We start from the raw sequence: 17,566 nt of genomic DNA on the forward strand, positions 1-17,566 counted from the left end.
TCGTCCGCCCGGCCGGACGGGTTCGTGTCCGAGGGTTGAGAAAGGCCTTGAGCACGCCATCGAGCCGACCTAACGTTCGGTCCATGACGCAACCCGCCGCGTACGAACTCGCCCAGGTCAACATCGCCCGCCTCAAGGCCCCGTTGGATTCCCCTCAGTTGAAGGACTTCGTCGACGCCCTCGACCCGGTGAACGCGGTCGCCGACTCCTCGGACGGCTTCATCTGGCGCCTGCAGAGCGACTCGGGCAACGCGACGGACGTCCCCGTCTTCGGCGACGACTGGCTGATCGTCAACATGTCGGTATGGCGCGACACCAACGCCCTCACGGCCTTCATGTACCAGGGGCAGCACCGGGAGTTGCTGTCCCGCCGCCGCGAGTGGTTCGAGAAGCTCCAGGAGGCGGTGACGGCCCTGTGGTGGGTCCCGGCGGGCCACCGCCCCACGGTCGCGGAGGCGGAGGCCCGTCTGCTGCACTTGCGGACACACGGGCCCACGCCGTACGCGTTCACGCTGCGGACGTCGTTCCCGCCGGGAGCCTCGGAGCCGGTGCTCGGCGAGGTGCCGGAGGGGCTGGGCTGCTCGGTCTAAGTGGCTCAGGCCTGCAGGTCCGGGAACTCCGAGGGGGGCGCGACTGGCGGTCGGCGGTTGATGGCAGTGAGATCGATGGTAAGGGGAAACGGGACGGTCAGCTTCAGCCGATCGTGGTGGATGCCGGTGACGCCGTAGGTGTTCGTGGATCGATCGAGCTCGTAGGTGTAGACCACGGGCAGGCCCTCGCTCTCCTCCACGCGCCAGAAGTACGGAATGCCCGCTGCCGCGTATTTGCGGGGCTTGACCTCACGATCACGCGCCGTGGAGTCCTCGGAGACGACCTCGATGGCGAGGACGACGGCATCGGAGTGGTGCCAAGTCTGATGTGGTCCGGTAGCTGCGTCCGCCCGGTACACGAGGACGTCAGGCTCGGGCCGGTTGCGTCGGTCCAGCCTGACGCTGAACTCCCGATCGACGTCGTACGCATCCGGTGCCTGGCTGAGCAGGGCGTACTCCAGAAGCCGGATCGTGCGCAGGTGAAAGCGGGTCTGCGGACTCACGAAGACGAGGCTCCCGTCGATCAGCTCCGTGTGCGGAGGAAGATTCGGGAGCCGGTCCAGGTCATCCGCCGTCCAGCCGCCCTCCGGCGGACGGGGCCACTCGTAGTCCTCGTCCAGCCCGTACTCGCGTCCGGCGCTCATGATCACTCCCATGGAACGGAGTCTGCCTGGCATCGTCAGCGTACCCAGGACGAACAGCGATTCGCCGCCCCATCGAGTGATCAACCATCGAGGTGTTGACCTGCCTCGATCGCCCCCTCCACCTCCGCCACCCGCTCCCGCTCCTCCACCGCGAAGCGCTCCGCGTCCAGCTTCTCCGCGATCTCCTCGTCCTGCGCCATCAGCAGATCCAGATTCGAGTTGCCCATCTCGAAGACACCCATGTCGACGTACGCCTGCTGGAGGCGCTTGCCCCACAGGCCGATGTCCTTGACGCAGGGGACGATGCGGCTGAAGAGCAACTGGCGGAAGAGAGCGAGGAATTCGGACTGCTCGCTGTACTCCTCGGCCTCCGCCCTGGGGATGCCGAAGTTCTCCAGGACCTCGACGCCGCGCAGCCGGTCGCGCATCAGGTAGCAGCCCTCGATGACGAACTCCTCGCGTTCGCGCAGTTCGGCGTCGGAGAGCTGCTTGTAGTAGTCGCGCAGCGCCATGCGGCCGAAGGCCACGTGACGGGCCTCGTCCTGCATGACGTACGCGAGGATCTGCTTCGGCAGCGGCTTGTCGGTCGTATCCCTGATCATGCCGAAGGCGGCAAGCGCGAGGCCCTCGATCAGGACCTGCATTCCGAGATACGGCATGTCCCAGCGCGAGTCGCGCAGTGTGTCACCGAGCAGGGACTGGAGGTTGTCGTTGATCGGGTAGACCATCCCGATCTTCTCGTGCAGGAAGCGTCCGTAGATCTCCGCGTGCCGGGCCTCGTCCATCGTCTGGGTCGCGGAGTAGAACTTGGCGTCCAGGTCGGGCACGGACTCCACGATCCGGGCCGCGCACACCATCGCGCCCTGCTCGCCGTGCAGAAACTGGCTGAACTGCCAGGAGGCGTAGTGCTTGCGCAGCTCACCCTTGTCCCGCTCCGTCATCTTCGCCCAGTGCCGGGTGCCGTAGAGGGTGAGTGACTCGTCGGGGATTCCGAGCGGATCGTACGGGTCCACCTCCAGGTCCCAGTCGATCCGCCGCTGTCCGTCCCACTGCTTGTCCTTGCCCTTCTGGTACAGGGCAAGGAGCCGGTCGCGTCCGTCGTCGTACTCCCAGCTGAACCGTGCCGCACCGCTCGCGGGCACCTGCCAGAGGGGGTCTCCGGGGTCCTGGGCGTAGAGGTCATAGGTCGGCATGATGCGCAGGCTCTCGCGTGCTAGACGAAGTGTCAACAAGTCTTACGCGAGGGATTGACGAGCTTGCTGACAAGCGGTCTCATAAGCCTTGACCGCCGGTAACTCCCTTGGCCTGTCCGGATCTTCGAAGAGGTGGCGCGACCATGACGCCCGTGACGGAAGCCGATGCGCTCGACGGTGTGCGCGACGCGCTCGGCCTGCTCAAGGACCGGGAACAGGTGGCCGCACGGCTGCTCGACGCGTCCGCGAAGCACTCCTTCGACCCCGACGAGGAGCTGGACTGGGACGCGCCCTTCGAAGAGGGCAAGTGGTTCTGGCCGCCGGAGCTGGTGTCGCTGTACGGCACGCCGATGTGGCAGCGGATGTCCCAGGAGCAGCGGATACTCCTCTCCCGGCACGAGGCCGCGGCGCTGGCCTCGCTGGGGATCTGGTTCGAGATCATCCTGATGCAGCTGCTCGTACGGCACATCTACGACAAGGCGGCGACGAGTGCCCACGTGCGGTACGCGCTCACGGAGATCGAGGACGAGTGCCGCCACTCCAAGATGTTCGCCCGCCTCATCAGCCGGGGCGACACCCCGTACTACCCGGTGAGCCGCCTCCACCACAACCTGGGCCGCCTCTTCAAGACGATCTCCACCACCCCGGGTTCCTTCACGGCGACGCTGCTCGGCGAGGAGGTCCTCGACTGGATGCAACGCCTGACGTTCCCGGACGAACGCGTCCAGCCGCTGATCCGGGGCGTGACGCGGATCCACGTCGTGGAGGAGTCCCGCCACGTCCGCTACGCCCGCGAGGAACTCCGCCGGCAGATGGTGACCGCTCCGCGCTGGTCCCAGGAGTTCACGCGTGTCTCCTCCGGGGAGTTCGCGCGCGTCTTCTCCCTCGCGTTCATCAATCCCGACGTGTACGCGAACGTCGGGCTCGACCGGGGCGAGGCGCTGGCCCAGGTCCGGGCCAGCGCGCATCGGCGCGAGATCATGCAGACCGGAGCCAAACGCCTGACGGACTTCCTCGACGACATCGGGGTGCTGCGGGGGGCGGGGCGGCGCTTGTGGAGGGCGTCCGGGTTGCTGGCGTGACCCTTGCGGTGGGCTGGGCAGGCGTTTCTTTCCCCAGCCCCGCCCCTTCCCGAAACTGGGGGCTACGCCCCCAGACCCCCCGCCAGGGGGTGGTGGGTGACACTGCGTGTCGCGGCTGCGGGTGCATCGTGGCTGGTCGCGCAGTTCCCCGCGCCCCTGAAAAGCCAAAGCCTGCGGCTTCCCGCACCCCGAGGAGCCGGGGCCCCGGGGAAGCCCGTACCCCCGACGACCCGCGCTCTCCCTCCGGCGGGAGGGGGCGTGGGCCGGTGCGTCCTATGCCCGTCGCTTAGCTCCGGTCTCGGAGAACCAGGGCCTTGTACCAGGCCAGGGCCGTATGCCCGCCCTGCGACGGGCTGACGCACCGGCCCACGACCCCGCCACCCCCCACCCACCCAGGGGCGCGGGGAACTGCGCGACCAGCCACCCACACACCCGCACCCAAAAACGAACCCAACCGCCCAACCCCCGGAGGGATACGCTGAGCCATATGGCCTCCGAGGTCCCCACCCGCACATACCGCCGACTCTCAGTCGAAGAACGCCGCGGCCAGCTACTGAACGCGGCGCTGGACTTGTTCGCCCACCGAGTGCCGGAAGACGTGTCGCTCGACGACGTGGCGGAGGCCGCCGGAGTGTCGCGGCCGCTCGTGTACCGGTACTTCCCGGGCGGCAAGCAGCAGTTGTACGAGGCCGCCCTGCGCTCCGCCGCCGAAGAACTGGAGCACTGCTTCGCCGAGCCCCCTCAGGGTCCGCTGACCCAGCGGCTGGCCCGCGCGCTCGACCGCTATCTGGCTTTCGTGGACGAGCACGACGCGGGATTCAGCGCGCTACTCCAGGGCGGCAGCGTCATCGAAACGTCCCGGACCACGGCCATCGTGGACGGCGTACGACGGGCCGCCGCCGAGCACATCCTGAGTCACCTGGACGTGAAGGAGCCGGGGCCGCGGCTCCGGATGACCGTACGGATGTGGATCACCGCCGTCGAGGCCGCCTCGCTGATCTGGCTGGACGAGGAGAAGGAACCGCCGCTGGACGAGTTGCGCGACTGGCTGGTCGAGCAGTTCGTGGCCTGTCTCGTGGCGACCGCCGGACGCGACCCGCAGACCGCCGGCGTCGTACGGGCCGCGCTCGCGCTGGAGACCGCGGAGGGACCGCTCGGCGAGCTGGTCCGCAGGGTGCTCCCGGTGGTCGGCGACGCCCGTTTGTGAGACTGGCCCGGTGAAGAGCGAAGACACTCCCTTCGTGGGCGGCCCTCTCGACGGGCGCGTACTGCCGGTTCTGCTCGGCATGACCGGGCACCCGCCGAAGGTGTACCGGGTTCCGGTGCCGGACGCGGCGGGCGGTCCGCCGACGGTTCTGGTCTACCGGCGCATACCGGCGGCGCAGGGCAAACCGCTCAGTCTCCACCCGGGGTGGAAGTACGAGTTCGACCCCGAGGGCGACAAGGGCGGCAGGCTCAAATGGCCGTGGTCCAAGCCGGAGACCACACCGGACGCCGCACCGCACACCGATCCAGACGCCACGCCGCGCGGCAAGCCCGACGACGCCGACGAGTGACCCCCTTGGGCCGAACCGACCACTGCCCGCGCGCGAGCGCGACGCAGCCGTCTGATGCTCGCGGTACGGGGTGGAGGGGCCACCCCGTACCGGAGGTGATGACGTGTCAGGAAGGTTTCTGCGTCTGGTCTGTACGGCGGCGATCGCAGCCGGCGCAGCTCTCTCGCCAACATCCGTACCCGCGGCGGCCGAGCCCGGCGAACGGCCCGTAGCCGAGCTGCTGACAGACCTTCAGCGCCTCTACCAGGAAGCCGAACAGGCCACCGAGACCTACAACGCCACCGAGGAGAAGCTGACCGACCAGCGCACCGAGGTCGCGAAACTGAACCGGCGGCTCGCCAGGGCCCGGCTCTCCCTGCACGACAGTCGGAGCGCCGCCGCACGGCTCGCCCGGCAGCAGTACCAGAGCAGCACCGAGATCTCCCCGTACGTACGCCTTCTCCTCGCCCGCGACCCGCAGCACGCCCTCGACCAGGGGCATGTGATCCGGCAGCTCTCCAAGCGGCGGGCCGCGACGGTGAACCGGCTGATCGGGAGCGAGAAGAAGACCGACGCACTCGCCCGCGCCGCCCGCAAGGCCCTCGACGGCCAACTCGCCCTCGCCGAACGGCAGAAGAAGGACCGTGACGCCGTACAGCAGCGCCTGAAGGACGTCGAGGAACTGCTCACCTCCCTCAGTGCGGATCAGCTCGCCGAACTGGCCGAGCTGGAGAAGGCCGAGGTCGCCGAGGCGCAGGAGGAGCTGGTGGCCTCCGGCGCGCTCGGCAGCAGCGCGCGCCCGCCCTCGCGGCAGGGCGAGGCGGCGCTGCGGTACGCCGTGGAGCAGATCGGCAAGCCGTACGAGTGGGGCGCCGAGGGGCCGGACACGTACGACTGCTCGGGGCTGACATCCGAGGCCTGGGGGCACGCGGGGCAGCCCACCCCCCGTACCAGCCAGGAGCAGTGGGACCGGCTGCCCCGGATTCCGCTGAGCGAGCTGCGGCCCGGTGACCTGGTGGTCTACTTTCCCGAAGCCACCCACGTCGCCCTCTATCTGGGCGACGGCATGGTGATCCACGCACCCCGTCCGGACGCGACGGTCAAGGTCTCACCGCTCGCGGCCAACCCCGTCCTCGGCGCGGTCCGCCCGGACCCGGCCGGGGAGCCCCTGCGGCAGTACACACCACCGAAGCTCCCCCCGGGCGCGACGGACGGATCCGACGAGGGGTACGAGGGTGAGAGCTGAGCGACCTTGGTGAAGTCCGGTGCGGTACCGCGCCCCTAAGGAGGCCGCAGGCCTCTTAGGGGCGCGGGGCTGTTTCGATATGCGGCTCCGCCGCGTGGGCGCGACCAGCCACGACGGACTCGCAGCCGAATCACTGCACCTCCAGCGGAGCGCTTACGCTCCCGCCACCGACGCCAGATAGGCCTCGGTCTTCTCTGGCTCGTAGAAGAAGTTCTCGTAGTCCGCCGGGTCGTTGAAGCCGTTGGCGAAGCGGTCGGCGACCGGCGGGAGCTGGCCGGCGGCGCCGATCAGGTTCAGGACGTGCTCCGGCGGGGCGCCGAGCATCGCGTTGGTCCACTTGGTGACGTACTGCGCGGTGTCCCAGTAACGCTCGAAGGTCCCCCGCATCCAGGCCTCGTCGAAGGGCTGGTCACCGTGCGAGAGGATCGAGTCCAGGTACGAAGCCGCGCATTTCGAGGCGGAGTTGGAGCCCTGACCGGTGATGGGGTCGTTCGCCACGACGACGTCCGCGACGCCCAGGACCAGGCCGCCGCCGGGGAGGTGGCCGACGGGGTTGCGGACGGTGGGGGTGTAGCGACCGGACAGCGTGCCGTTGGCATCGGTCAGTTCGACCTTGGTGGCCCGCGCGTACTCCCACGGCACGAACCGCTCCATGAGTTCCAGGGTCAGGGAGAGGTGTTCGGCCGGGTCCTTGACGCCTTGGAAGACGTCGAGCGGGCCGCCGGGTATGCCCTCGAAGAAGAGGATGTCGGCGCGGCCGGAGTTGGTGAGGCAGGGCATGACGAAGAGTTCGCCGACGCCGGGGACCAGGTTGCAGCGGACCGCTTCGTAGTCGGGGTGCTCGGGGCGCGGGCCCAGGCCGTGCACGTACGCGACGGCCAGCGCGCGCTGCGGCTCGCTGTACGGGGAGCGGGCGGCGTCCCGGCCGAACATGGAGACCAGCTCGCCCTTGCCCGCCGACACCAGCACCAGGTCGTACGTACGGGAGAAGTAGTCGAGGTCGGACACCGCCGCGCCGTGGATGACGAGCTGGCCGCCGCGCTGCGCGAACGTCTCCATCCAGCCGGCCATCTTCACGCGCTGGTCGACGGACTGCGCGTACCCGTCGAGGCTGCCCACCCAGTCGATCGCGCGCTGCGTGGGGCCCGGGTCGTGGGAGCCGGGGGCCGCGACCGAGACGCCGAGTCCTTCGATCTTCGGGGCCTGGGACTCCCAGAAGTTCAGCTGGAGATCGCGCTCGTGCTGCAGGGCCGTGTGGAACATGCACTGCGTGGACATGACGCGGCCGGTACGGATCTCGTCCGCCGTCCGGTTGGACATCAGGGTGACCTCGTACCCGTGCGACTGGAGTCCGAGGGCGAGCTGGAGTCCGGACTGGCCGGCTCCGACGACGAGTATCTTCCGCATGCGGGTCCTGTCTCCTACCTGGCACTACTGGCCTGGAACTACTGGCGACTACTCGGGGCTTACTTCGAGCGCGTGGCCGACGAGGGCCAGCAGGGTCTCGATCACCGAGATCCGGCGGCGCGCGTCCATGATCATGACAGGTATGTGTGCGGGCACAGTGAGGGCCTCGCGTACGTCTTCGGGCTCGTACCGGTCGGTGCCGTCGAAGTGGTTGACGGCGACGACGTACGGCAGTCCGCAGCTCTCGAAGTAGTCAAGAGCGGGGAAGCAGTCCTTCAGGCGGCGGGTGTCGGCGAGGACGACCGCGCCGATCGCGCCGCGTACGAGGTCGTCCCACATGAACCAGAACCGCTGCTGGCCCGGTGTGCCGAAGAGGTAGAGCACCAGGTCGTCGTCGAGCGTGATGCGGCCGAAGTCCATGGCCACGGTCGTCGTCAGCTTCTCGGGCGTCGCGGTGAGGTCGTCGGTGTCCTCGCTCGCCTCGGTCATCAGCGCCTCGGTCTCAAGAGGCGTGATCTCCGAGACGGCGCCGACGAGCGTGGTCTTGCCGACGCCGAAGCCGCCGGCCACCACGATCTTCGTGGCGATCGGGGCGCGTGTCGGGTCCGTCTGCCAGGCCTGGAGGTTCTCGTCCGCGTCCGGGACGGCTATGGGTTCGGCGACGGCCTCAGAGACGGCGGAGTCCATTCAGCACCCTTTCGAGCAGTGCGCGGTCCGGCTGTCCGGTGCCGTGACCGGTTCCGTACACGCGGATCTTTCCCTGGTCCGCCAGATCGCTGATGAGTACGCGGACCACGCCGAGCGGCATCTTCAGCAGCGCGGAGATCTCGGCCACCGTGCGCATCCGGCGGCAGAGTTCGACGATGGCCCGCATCTCGGGCATGACGCGGGTGTTGAGGGAGCCGTTCGTCAACTCCCGCCGTTCTTCGGGGGCTTCGAGCGCGGCGGTGCTGGCGACGAAGGTCTCGACGAGCAGTACGTGGCCGAAGCGCGTACGGCCGCCGGTGAGCGAGTAGGGGCGTACGCGGGCCGGTTTCCGGTCGGCACCTCGTACCGGAAGCTTGGGCGCCTGGCTGCTCACTGGGTGCTCCCTATCGACGCGTCCTCTATCGACTGGCGCAGCTCGCTGCGGAGTTCGGGGGTCAGGACGTGCCCGGCGCGGCCCACGAAGAGCGCCATGTGGTACGCGACGACGCTCATGTCGCAGTCCGACGCGCCGTGCACACCGAGCAGCGAGCCGTCGCTGATCGACATGACGAAGAGGCTGCCCTCCTCCATCGCGACCATGGTCTGCTTGACGCGGCCGGAGTCCATCAGCCGGGCGGCGCCGATGGTGAGGCTGCCGATGCCGGAGACGACGGTGGCGAGGTCGGCGGAGGAACCCCTGGGTCCTGTGGGCCTGGCCGTGCCCGCCACGGCGACAGCCTCCGCGTTTCTCCCGGGGTCGGAGGAGAGCAGCAGCAGGCCGTCGGAAGAGACCACCGCGACCGACAGGATGCCCGGCACCTCCTCGACGAGGTTCGTCAGCAGCCAGTGCAGATTGCGGGCCTCATTGCTCAGTCCGAAGGTACTCGGCGCCTTCAACTGCTTGCCTCCTCGACGGTGTCCCCCTGGACGTTGTCCCCCTCGGTCTCCACGACTTGTGCTGCGCGTTCCGCTGCGGGTTCTGTGGCGCGTTCCGCGCGTTCCCCTGTCGGCGCCCGCGTCCCGGCCGTCTGCTGCTCGTCGAGCTCCGCCTCGACGTCCCGGCGGCCCTCGATCGCGCCCCGGTGGAACCCGCCCAGCCTGCGGCGCAGCGCCTCGGCGTCCACGGAGGCCGCGCGCGGCCTGGCAGCCGGTGCAGGCGCGTTGATCTTGGGCGTCCGCTTGGGCAGGCCCTTGTCGGTGACCCGCTCCGGCTCGTCCGCGACCTGTCCGTCCGTGACTTGCTCGCCTGCGACCCGCTCGCTTGCGAAACGGTCGTCGTGAGCCCGTTCGTGGGAGTCGGGGCCGATGGCGTAGGGGTCGGGGTTGCCGGCCTGGGCGGGGATGGCGATGAGCGCCATGGTGGTCTCAGGCCCGGAAGGCTCGGGTGGTTCCGAAGGCCCAGCGGGCTCCGGTGGCTCTGGGGCCTCGCCCGGCTGAGCGGACTCTGCGAGCTGAGCGGGCTCTGGTGGCTCTGGGGCCTCAGCGGGATCTGGGGCGTGGGCGGGATCTGGGGCCTCGCCCGGCTGAGCGGGCTCCTGGAGCCCAGCGGGCTGATCGAGCTCAGCGGGCTCCGGGAGCTGATCGGGCTGAGAGGGCTCAGCGGATTTCGCGGGCGCGCGCTCGGCTTCCGATGCGGAGGGCGCGAGGGACGCCGCGTCGTCCCGTACGGCTTCCCCGGCGCCGGTGTCGGAATCGACGTCGGCTCCGGTGTCCTCCCGTACCGCCCCCTCCGCCGCCGCGATCAGCGGATCCCGGCTCGAACCGCTCGATTGGCCCGAACGGCCCTGCAGCACATTGGAGTTGACCTCGGAGTCGGCGCCGGGGAACGACAGCGAGCCGGCGCTGCCGACCGCCGGGTGGGTCGTCGACGGGACCGCTATGGCCGGTGCGGCGGCGAGCAGCGACTTGGGCAGGACCACGACCGCCGCGATACCGCCCTGCTTCTGCTCGCGCAGCCGTACCCGTACGCCGTGCCGGTGGGCGAGCCGCGCCACCACGTACAGGCCGAGCCCGAGACCCTCGCCGCCCTCCTGGTCGTACGTGTCGTAGCTGTCATCGGGGCTGAAGTCCGAGAGGCGGGCGTTGAGCTGGTCGAGCCGCTCGGTGGTCATGCCGATGCCCTCGTCCTGTACGGAGAGCATGACCTCGCCGCTTTCCAGGAGCCAGCCGGAGACCTCGACGGGGATGTCGGGCGGCGAGAACGACGTGGCGTTCTCCATGAGTTCGGCCACCAGGTGGCTGATGTCGTCCGCCGCGAACCCGGCGAGGTGCGCGTGTGGCGGCACCGCGGCGATCCGTACCCGTTCGTAGCGCTCGATCTCGCTGACGGCGGCGCGTACGACATCGATGAGCGGGACCGGCTCGGGGTGCTGGTGGCCGTGTTCGGCGCCCGCGAGGACCAGCAGGTTCTCGCTGTGGCGGCGCATGACGGTGGCGAAGTGGTCGAGACGGAAGAGCGTGCCGAGCCGGTCGGGGTCCTGCTCGCGCTCCTCGAGCTGCTCGATGACGGAGAGCTGCCGCTCGACGAGGCCGAGGGTGCGCAGCGAGAGGTTGACGAAGGTGCCGTGGATGTTCTGCCGTACCTGCGCCAAGTGGGCGGTGGCCTCGGCGAGTTCACTGCGCAGCTTGTCGCGCTCGTCGGCCATGTGCTGCCGACCGCCGATGAGGTGCTTGCGGTCGCTCTCCAGGGTCTTCAGCCGCTCCTGGAGCGCGACGGCGTGCGCGTGCAGGGCGTTGACGGAGCGTACGACCTGGGCGAACTCGTCGTTGCGGCCGGTGAACTTCACCGGCTCCTCGGTGGCCGGGGCGGCGGCGAGGCGGGCCGAGCCGAGGCGGAGCACGGCCAGCGGGCGGGTCAGCGTACGGGCCATGGCCGTGGAGACGCCGACGGCGAGCAGCATCAGGAAGCCGAGGAGTGCGATACGGATCTCCAGCGCGGTGACGTCGTCGTCGCGCAACTGGGCGAGATCCCTGGCCCGTTGGCTGTTGAGGGACGCCTCGATGCCGCGCATCGACTCGACGCGGGCGGAGAGCGCGGCGTCCAGTTTCTCGGTGTTGGTGCCGAGTTCGGACTCGGAGAGGGTCGCCCGGTCGACGAGGGTCGCGAGGTACCTCTCGGCGGAGGTGACGTCGGGGCCGGTCACCGTGGAGTAGTACGAGGCGCTGTCGGTGTTCGGCGCGCCGTCGTGGAAGTCGGCGAGTGCGGCCTGCTCGCGGACGTTCGCCTGCTGGGCGGCGGCGCTTAGGGCGTTGCGCGTCCTGGTGTCGGCCGCGGAAGACGTGGTCTCCCTGCTGGTCTCGCCGGTGATCGGGTCGGTGACGGTCTCGGTCCTGGTGGGCACGTTCAGCGCGGCGAGGAGCAGTCCGCGGGTGGCGGCGGCCTGCTGGACGGCGGTGTCGAGGTCGGCGAGCGCGTGCGCGCCGGAGCCCGCGCGGGGCGGCAGCTGCTCGGCCAGGTCCTCGGCGAGGCCGTGGAGTTCGGTGATGGCGGCGGAGTACGCCCGATGCGCTTCGAGAGCGGTGCTCTCACCGGTGAGCGCTGCTCTGCGTACGGAAGCGATCTCGTCGAGGTCCTTGCGCAGCTCGGCGGGCGCCTCCTCGGTGCTCAGCTCGTCGACCTGCCGGTCGACGCGGGCGCTGTGCCGTTCGGAGGGGCCCTCGCCGTCGGGGCGGCCGGCCGCGATGTAGGAGGTGACCTCGTCGCGTTCGTCGGCGAGCGCGTGGGCGAGGGTCAGCGCGTCCTTGGTGTGATCGGCGAGCGTGACCAGGTTCTGGGAGTCGTTCAGGTCGCTGGAGGCGGTGACGATGGAGGGGGTACCGGCTCCGGCGATCGCGGCGGCCACGACGGCGACGGCGACGATCAGCCGGGTGCGTACGTGGGCGGGGCGGCCTTTTCCTGCGGGGTCGGGGCGACCGGGCTCTCGCGCCGGGGAGTTCGGGGAGCCCGGCGGGCGCCCGGAGGCCTCGTTCGAGGCCGTCTGATTGCCTTTGCGCCGAGGCCGCATCTTCTGCACCGATGCTCGCATTCTTGACTCGTGTACCCATGGGCCCGGGTGACGATCAGTAAACAGACGTGTCGCCACCGTTACGGCTTCCGACCCTCCCAGTGCCGGTGGGCGGTGGCCGCGCAACGCCTGACCCACCACCCAAAGGAGTGAACCCCGGTGGGGCAGGGGTGGGCAAGTTCTTCTGGCCAGTGCAGCGACCTTGCGCGGCGGGCCGGTTGGACTCCCACAGCGGCCGGTGGCAAGATGCGCCGCCACGCCCCGGCGGAGCCTTTTATTCCGCCCCATTTCAGGCGCGTGACCTGCCGCTCCGCGCCAATTCGGCGACGATTGCCAGCCTTTGAAGAAGCTTGTGAAGAGCTCGTGCAGACTGGCCGAATGCGTACGGAACTGATCTCGGTGCCCGGCGACCCCGCCCGCCCGAACGAGGACTACGCGGCGGCCGGGCTCCCGGCCTCCGGTCAGGGCGGTTCGCTTGTCGTGCTTGACGGTGTGACTCCGCCGGCCACCGAGGTGGACTGTCGGCATTCGGTCCCGTGGTTCACGGCGCGGCTCGGCGGAGCGCTGGGGGAACTGTCCGTTTCACGCCGAGATCTGCCCCTCACCGAGGTGCTGGGCCAGGCCATCTCACGAACCGCTGACGCCCATCGCACCACATGTGACCTTTCTCACCCACGAACCCCTCAGGCCACTGTGGTCCTCGCTCGCTGGTCCGCGCACGAGGTCGAGTACCTGGTCCTGTCCGACTCCGCCCTCCTCGCCGAGTCCCCCTCCGGCACGGTCACCCCGCTCCTCGACGACCGCCTCTCCCGCGTCCCCCGCACCTCCCTGGCCACACACGCGATCACCGACGCGACGATCCGCAACAAGGAGGGCGGCTTCTTCACGGCCGCCGCGGATCCCTCGGTGGCGGCACGCGCGGTGACCGGCACTCTCCCGCGCGCCGACGTCCGCACGCTCACCGCCCTGACGGACGGCGCCACACGCTGGGTGGACAAGTTCCGCCAGGGCGACTGGGCCGACCTCGTCACGCTGGTACGCAAGGAGGGCGGCCAGGCGCTCGTCGACCGGGTACGGGAGCTGGAACGGGCCGATACGGGAAGGGAGTTCCTGGGGCGGAGCAAGACGCATGATGACGCGACGGTGGTGTACGTGGAGCTGTGATCCACTCGTACTCCCCCGGAGGTCAGCCCTCACTCCTCCGGTTCAACTGGTTCAGCAGCCGGGCCAGTTCGGCGACCTCTTTGCGATCCCAGTTGGCGAGCTGGCGCACGTAACGCGCCCGTCGCGCATCCCGGACCATACGGAACCTGGCCCGCCCCTCCTCCGTGAGGTGGACCAGCCAGGCGCGGCCGTCGGCGGGGTCGGGCTCGCGGGCGATGAGGCCCAGCTCTTCGAGGGCCCTCAACTGCCGGGACATGGTGGCCTTGCCGACGCCGATGAAGGCGGCGAGCTCGGTGGCACGCTGACCGCTGCGCTCATCCAGGCGTGCGAGCAGCCCGTACGCGGCGGACTCCAGATCGGGGTGGACCTCCCGGGCCATCTCCCCGGAGGAGGCCCTCGCGCGCCGCAGGAGAACGGTCAACTCCCGCTCCAGGGCCAGGAACTCCTGATCCACACCCTGCCCCGACCGCAACGGCTGCTCCTCACCGTTTCCGCCCTCGCCCACATCGGCCCCTGACTCTGCTTCCCGATCCTGAAAGTTGGCCGAAGCTTAGTCATTCCCGCAGCTCCGGGGGTATTTCCGGGCTGCGGGCGCCCCGAGAAGCAGACCAGGGCACGTGCGCCCCGTCAGGGCGCGGGAAGCCGCAGGCTTTTGCTTTTAGGGGCGCGGGGCTGTATCGATTTGCGGCTCCGCCGCGTGGGCGCGACCAGCCACAACGAACCTGCACCCGGCAACGAACCCAAAACCCACCCCCACCCCACCCGGCCGTATGCCGAAGACCCGGGCCCCGCAAGGGGACCCGGGTCTTCATTCCCGATGGCGTCCGTCACGCCGCCACCGGAACCTCCGGAGCCGCCCCGTTCGTAGCCGGCGACAGCGCCAGCTCCAGCACCTGGCGGACGTCCGTGACGGCGTGGACGTCGAGCTTCTCCAGAACCTCGGCGGGGACGTCGTCCAGGTCGGGCTCGTTGCGCTTGGGGATGATGACGGTGGTGACACCGGCCCGATGCGCGGCCAGCAGCTTCTGCTTGACGCCGCCGATGGGCAGCACCCGCCCGGTCAGCGAGACCTCACCTGTCATCGCCACATCCGTACGCACGAGCCGCCCGCTCAGCAGCGACGCGAGAGCCGTCGTCATCGTGACGCCCGCGCTCGGTCCGTCCTTGGGGACCGCGCCCGCCGGGAAGTGGATGTGCACGCCCCGGTCCTTCAAGTCGGCCACGGGCAGCTCGAGTTCGGCGCCGTGCGAGCGGAGGAAGGAGAGCGCGATCTTCGCGGACTCCTTCATCACGTCGCCCAGCTGACCCGTGAGGGTCAGACCCGCGGCTCCCGTCTCCGGATCGGCCAGCGACGCCTCCACGTACAGCACGTCACCACCCGCGCCGGTGACCGCGAGCCCGGTGGCGACACCGGGGACGGCCGTACGACGCTCGGCCGGGTCCTGGGCGGACTCGGGCACATGGTGCGGCCGGCCGATCAGCTCACGCAGATCGCCCTCGCCGACGGTGAACGGCAGCTTCCGCTCGCCGAGTTCGTGCTGAGCGGCGACCTTGCGGAGCAGCCGTGCGATGGCCCGCTCCAGGTTTCGTACACCCGCTTCCCGCGTGTACTCACCGGCGAGCTTGCGCAACGCGCTCTCGTCCAGGGCGACTTCGGCCTCCTCCAGACCGGCCCTCTCCAACTGCCGCGGCAGCAGGTGGTCCCGGGCGATGACGACCTTCTCGTCCTCGGTGTAGCCGTCGAGCCGCACCAGCTCCATCCGGTCGAGCAGCGCCTCCGGAATGGCTTCCAGGACGTTGGCCGTGGCCAGGAACACCACGTCGCTCAGGTCGAGTTCGACCTCCAGGTAGTGGTCGCGGAAGGTGTGGTTCTGGGCGGGGTCGAGGACTTCGAGCAGGGCGGCGGCGGGGTCGCCCCGGAAGTCGGAGCCGACCTTGTCGATCTCGTCCAGGAGCACGACCGGGTTCATGGACCCGGCCTCCTTGATGGCGCGGACGATACGACCGGGCAGCGCGCCCACGTACGTACGCCGGTGACCGCGGATCTCGGCCTCGTCGCGTACGCCACCGAGGGCGACCCGTACGAACTTCCGCCCCATCGCGTGCGCGACGGACTCGCCGAGGCTGGTCTTGCCGACACCGGGCGGGCCGACGAGCGCGAGCACGGCACCGCCGCGGCGACCGCCCACGACTCCCAGCCCTCGCTCCAGGCGCCGCTTGCGCACGGCGAGGTACTCGGTGATCCGCTCCTTCACGTCCTGCAGCCCGGCGTGCTCGGCGTCGAGGATGGCCTGGGCGCCCTGGATGTCGTACTCGTCCTGCGTGCGCTCGTTCCAGGGCAGCTCGAGCACGGTGTCGAGCCAGGTCCGGATCCAGGAGCCCTCGGGCGACTGGTCGCTCGACCGCTCCAGCTTGTCGACCTCCTTGAGGGCGGCCTCACGGACCTTCTCGGGAAGGTCGGCGGCCTCGACTCGGGCCCGGTAGTCGTCGGACTCCTCGCCTTCCTGCTCACCGTTCAGCTCGCGCAGCTCCTTGCGTACGGCTTCGAGCTGCCGCCGCAGCAGGAACTCGCGCTGCTGCTTGTCGACGCCTTCCTGTACGTCCTTGGCGATGGACTCGGCGACGTCCTGCTCGGCGAGGTGCTCGCGGAGCTGCTCGGTGGCGAGCTTGAGGCGGGCGACGGGGTCGGCGGTCTCGAGGAGCTCGACCTTCTGCGCGGTGGTCAGGAAGGGCGAGTACCCGGAGTTGTCGGCCAGGGCGGACACGTCGTCGATCGCCTGCACCCGGTCGACCACCTGCCAGGCGGCGCGCTTGCGCAGCCAGCTGGTGGCAAGGGCCTTGTACTCCTTGACGAGCTCGGCGGCGTGACCGGGCAGCGGATCGGGCACGCTCTCGTCCAGCCGGGTCCCCTCGACCCACAGCGCGGCTCCGGGCCCGGTGGTCCCGGCCCCGATCTTCACCCGCCCGCGCCCGCGGATCAGCGCGCCCGGGTCACCGTCGGCCAGCCGGCCGACCTGCTCGACGGTCCCGAGCACACCCGTACTCGCGTATGTCCCGTCGATGCGTGGAACAAGCAGTACCTTCGGCTTGCTACTCCCACTGGAACGCGCGGCGGCCTGTGCGGCCTCCACCGCGGCTCGTACATCGGCGTCGTTCAGGTCCAGGGGCACCACCATTCCGGGCAGCACGACCTCTTCGTCGAGCGGCAGCACGGGCAGGGTGAGCGGTGTGGACGTCGAAGTCATGGTCTCCCCTATGGCAGTCAAGTTGAGTTATGCAGACTCAATGCACAGGGGTTGTGGAATGTTCCCCGCGCTGGGGACCGTTCGCTGTCAGCGATCACAGAGCACTACGCTCTCCTCCTTGAGGAAGGCGGCGAACAAAGATCACGCGAGCGGCAGACTGACCCCATGACCGCATCGGATCCCAAGGCTGACCTTCGCTTTTACCTCCAGTCCGCCCGCGATGCCCTGCTGTGGAAGCTCGAAGGGCTCTCGGAGTACGACACCCGCCGCCCACTGACGCCGACCGGCACCAACCTCCTGGGCCTGGTGAAACACGCGGCAACCCCGGAGCTGGGCTACCTCGGCGACACCTTCGGACGACCGTCCGGCGAGCCGCTGCCCTGGCTCGACGAGGGTGCTGAGCCCAACGCGGACATGTGGGCCACCGCCGACGAGTCACGCGAGTACATCGTGGGGCTCTACCACCGGGCGTGGGCGCACGCGGACGCGACGATCGACGCACTGACGCTGGACACGACCGGCAGGGTGCCGTGGTGGCCCGACGGCAGGGACGAGGTGACGTTGCATCATGCCGTCGTGCGCGTGATCGCTGATACGCACCGGCACGCCGGGCACGCCGACATCGTCCGGGAACTCATGGACGGCGCCGTGGGGATGAACAAGGGCAACGACAGCATGCCGCCGGGTGACTCGGCATGGTGGGAGAACCATCGAAGCCGACTGGAGCGTGTGGCTCGGGAAGCCGACCGAGACGCGTGACGTCGGACTG

Annotated in this window: 16 protein-coding genes; 7 read left to right on the forward strand and 9 right to left on the reverse strand. The window is 69.7% G+C overall.

Features of this window, described 5'->3' with window-relative positions; translation table 11 throughout:
• Nucleotides 1–83: 83 nt before the first annotated feature.
• Nucleotides 84–590 carry a DUF3291 domain-containing protein gene (locus IEZ21_RS05445; RefSeq protein ID WP_189320713.1) on the forward strand — a complete coding sequence of 169 codons (507 nt, stop codon included), beginning with the start codon at nt 84–86 and terminating at the stop codon, nt 588–590.
• 5 nt (nt 591–595) lie between these two features.
• Here the strand turns inward: IEZ21_RS05445 and IEZ21_RS05450 are convergent, their stop codons facing one another.
• Nucleotides 596–1,234, reverse strand: a complete 639-nt coding sequence (locus IEZ21_RS05450; protein ID WP_189320714.1) for a Uma2 family endonuclease — start codon at nt 1,232–1,234, stop codon at nt 596–598.
• 80 nt (nt 1,235–1,314) lie between these two features.
• Entirely contained in the window at nt 1,315–2,427 is a 1,113-nt protein-coding gene (locus IEZ21_RS05455; protein ID WP_189320715.1) for a ferritin-like domain-containing protein, read from the reverse strand.
• Between the two features lie 143 nt (nt 2,428–2,570).
• On the opposite strand from IEZ21_RS05455, the gene IEZ21_RS05460 reads away from it, so the two are divergent.
• From IEZ21_RS05460 to IEZ21_RS05475, 4 genes are all read left to right on the forward strand, one after another.
• Nucleotides 2,571–3,509 carry an AurF N-oxygenase family protein gene (locus IEZ21_RS05460; protein ID WP_189320716.1) on the forward strand — a complete coding sequence of 313 codons (939 nt, stop codon included), beginning with the start codon at nt 2,571–2,573 and terminating at the stop codon, nt 3,507–3,509.
• A 487-nt stretch (nt 3,510–3,996) separates the two neighbouring features.
• Nucleotides 3,997–4,716, forward strand: coding sequence for a TetR/AcrR family transcriptional regulator (locus IEZ21_RS05465; RefSeq protein ID WP_189320717.1), 720 nt, complete (start codon nt 3,997–3,999; stop codon nt 4,714–4,716).
• 10 nt (nt 4,717–4,726) lie between these two features.
• On the forward strand, nt 4,727–5,065 hold the full coding sequence (locus tag IEZ21_RS05470) for a DUF8847 domain-containing protein (RefSeq protein ID WP_189320718.1): 339 nt from the start codon (nt 4,727–4,729) through the stop codon (nt 5,063–5,065).
• 103 nt (nt 5,066–5,168) lie between these two features.
• A complete protein-coding gene (locus IEZ21_RS05475) occupies nt 5,169–6,290 on the forward strand; it encodes a C40 family peptidase (RefSeq protein WP_189320719.1) in 1,122 nt (373 codons plus the stop codon).
• Nucleotides 6,291–6,443: 153 nt separating this feature from the next.
• On the opposite strand, the gene IEZ21_RS05480 is transcribed toward IEZ21_RS05475, so the two are convergent.
• The 5 genes from IEZ21_RS05480 to IEZ21_RS05500 are packed head-to-tail and all read right to left on the reverse strand — an operon-like array spanning nt 6,444 to nt 12,409.
• Nucleotides 6,444–7,697: a styrene monooxygenase/indole monooxygenase family protein gene (locus IEZ21_RS05480; protein WP_189320720.1), complete on the reverse strand. Its 1,254-nt coding sequence runs from the start codon at nt 7,695–7,697 to the stop codon at nt 6,444–6,446.
• A gap of 48 nt (nt 7,698–7,745) precedes the next feature.
• Complete coding sequence (locus IEZ21_RS05485) at nt 7,746–8,384, reverse strand: GTP-binding protein (protein WP_189320721.1); 639 nt, start codon at nt 8,382–8,384, stop codon at nt 7,746–7,748.
• Nucleotides 8,365–8,778, reverse strand: coding sequence for a DUF742 domain-containing protein (locus tag IEZ21_RS05490; RefSeq protein ID WP_033320097.1), 414 nt, complete (start codon nt 8,776–8,778; stop codon nt 8,365–8,367). Before IEZ21_RS05490 ends, IEZ21_RS05485 begins: the two co-directional genes overlap by 20 nt.
• Nucleotides 8,775–9,281, reverse strand: a complete 507-nt coding sequence (locus IEZ21_RS05495; RefSeq protein WP_033320096.1) for a roadblock/LC7 domain-containing protein — start codon at nt 9,279–9,281, stop codon at nt 8,775–8,777. The genes IEZ21_RS05490 and IEZ21_RS05495 overlap by 4 nt, the downstream gene beginning before the upstream one ends.
• Nucleotides 9,278–12,409 (reverse strand): sensor histidine kinase, encoded by a 3,132-nt coding sequence (locus tag IEZ21_RS05500; RefSeq protein ID WP_189320722.1) that lies wholly within the window; start codon nt 12,407–12,409, stop codon nt 9,278–9,280. Before IEZ21_RS05500 ends, IEZ21_RS05495 begins: the two co-directional genes overlap by 4 nt.
• 357 nt (nt 12,410–12,766) lie before the next feature.
• Between IEZ21_RS05500 and IEZ21_RS05505 the strand changes: the two genes are divergently transcribed.
• Complete coding sequence (locus IEZ21_RS05505; protein WP_189320723.1) at nt 12,767–13,552, forward strand: protein phosphatase 2C domain-containing protein; 786 nt, start codon at nt 12,767–12,769, stop codon at nt 13,550–13,552.
• A gap of 22 nt (nt 13,553–13,574) precedes the next feature.
• Here IEZ21_RS05505 and IEZ21_RS05510 read toward each other — a convergent pair whose 3' ends face one another.
• Entirely contained in the window at nt 13,575–14,057 is a 483-nt protein-coding gene (locus IEZ21_RS05510) for a MarR family winged helix-turn-helix transcriptional regulator (RefSeq protein WP_189320724.1), read from the reverse strand.
• A 322-nt stretch (nt 14,058–14,379) separates the two neighbouring features.
• Nucleotides 14,380–16,797 carry an endopeptidase La gene (lon, locus tag IEZ21_RS05515; protein ID WP_189320725.1) on the reverse strand — a complete coding sequence of 806 codons (2,418 nt, stop codon included), beginning with the start codon at nt 16,795–16,797 and terminating at the stop codon, nt 14,380–14,382.
• 165 nt (nt 16,798–16,962) lie between these two features.
• Here lon and IEZ21_RS05520 point away from each other — a divergent pair, with 165 nt between their 5' ends.
• Nucleotides 16,963–17,556, forward strand: coding sequence for a DinB family protein (locus tag IEZ21_RS05520; protein WP_189320726.1), 594 nt, complete (start codon nt 16,963–16,965; stop codon nt 17,554–17,556).
• The last annotated feature ends 10 nt before the right edge of the window (nt 17,557–17,566 follow it).

The sequence above is a fragment of the Streptomyces flaveus genome, from assembly GCF_014647675.1.
GTDB lineage: Bacteria > Actinomycetota > Actinomycetes > Streptomycetales > Streptomycetaceae > Streptomyces > Streptomyces flaveus.

Excerpts from the sequence above, each read along its gene's own strand:
- IEZ21_RS05445 (WP_189320713.1), top strand. The coding sequence starts at position 84 with ATGACGCAACCCGCCGCGTACGAACTCGCCCAGGTCAACATCGCCCGC.
- IEZ21_RS05450 (WP_189320714.1), bottom strand. The coding sequence starts at position 1,234 with ATGAGCGCCGGACGCGAGTACGGGCTGGACGAGGACTACGAGTGGCCC.
- IEZ21_RS05455 (WP_189320715.1), bottom strand. The coding sequence starts at position 2,427 with ATGCCGACCTATGACCTCTACGCCCAGGACCCCGGAGACCCCCTCTGG.
- IEZ21_RS05460 (WP_189320716.1), top strand. The coding sequence starts at position 2,571 with ATGACGCCCGTGACGGAAGCCGATGCGCTCGACGGTGTGCGCGACGCG.
- IEZ21_RS05465 (WP_189320717.1), top strand. The coding sequence starts at position 3,997 with ATGGCCTCCGAGGTCCCCACCCGCACATACCGCCGACTCTCAGTCGAA.
- IEZ21_RS05480 (WP_189320720.1), bottom strand. The coding sequence starts at position 7,697 with ATGCGGAAGATACTCGTCGTCGGAGCCGGCCAGTCCGGACTCCAGCTC.
- IEZ21_RS05485 (WP_189320721.1), bottom strand. The coding sequence starts at position 8,384 with ATGGACTCCGCCGTCTCTGAGGCCGTCGCCGAACCCATAGCCGTCCCG.
- IEZ21_RS05500 (WP_189320722.1), bottom strand. The coding sequence starts at position 12,409 with ATGCGAGCATCGGTGCAGAAGATGCGGCCTCGGCGCAAAGGCAATCAG.
- IEZ21_RS05505 (WP_189320723.1), top strand. The coding sequence starts at position 12,767 with ATGCGTACGGAACTGATCTCGGTGCCCGGCGACCCCGCCCGCCCGAAC.
- lon (WP_189320725.1), bottom strand. The coding sequence starts at position 16,797 with ATGACTTCGACGTCCACACCGCTCACCCTGCCCGTGCTGCCGCTCGAC.
- IEZ21_RS05520 (WP_189320726.1), top strand. The coding sequence starts at position 16,963 with ATGACCGCATCGGATCCCAAGGCTGACCTTCGCTTTTACCTCCAGTCC.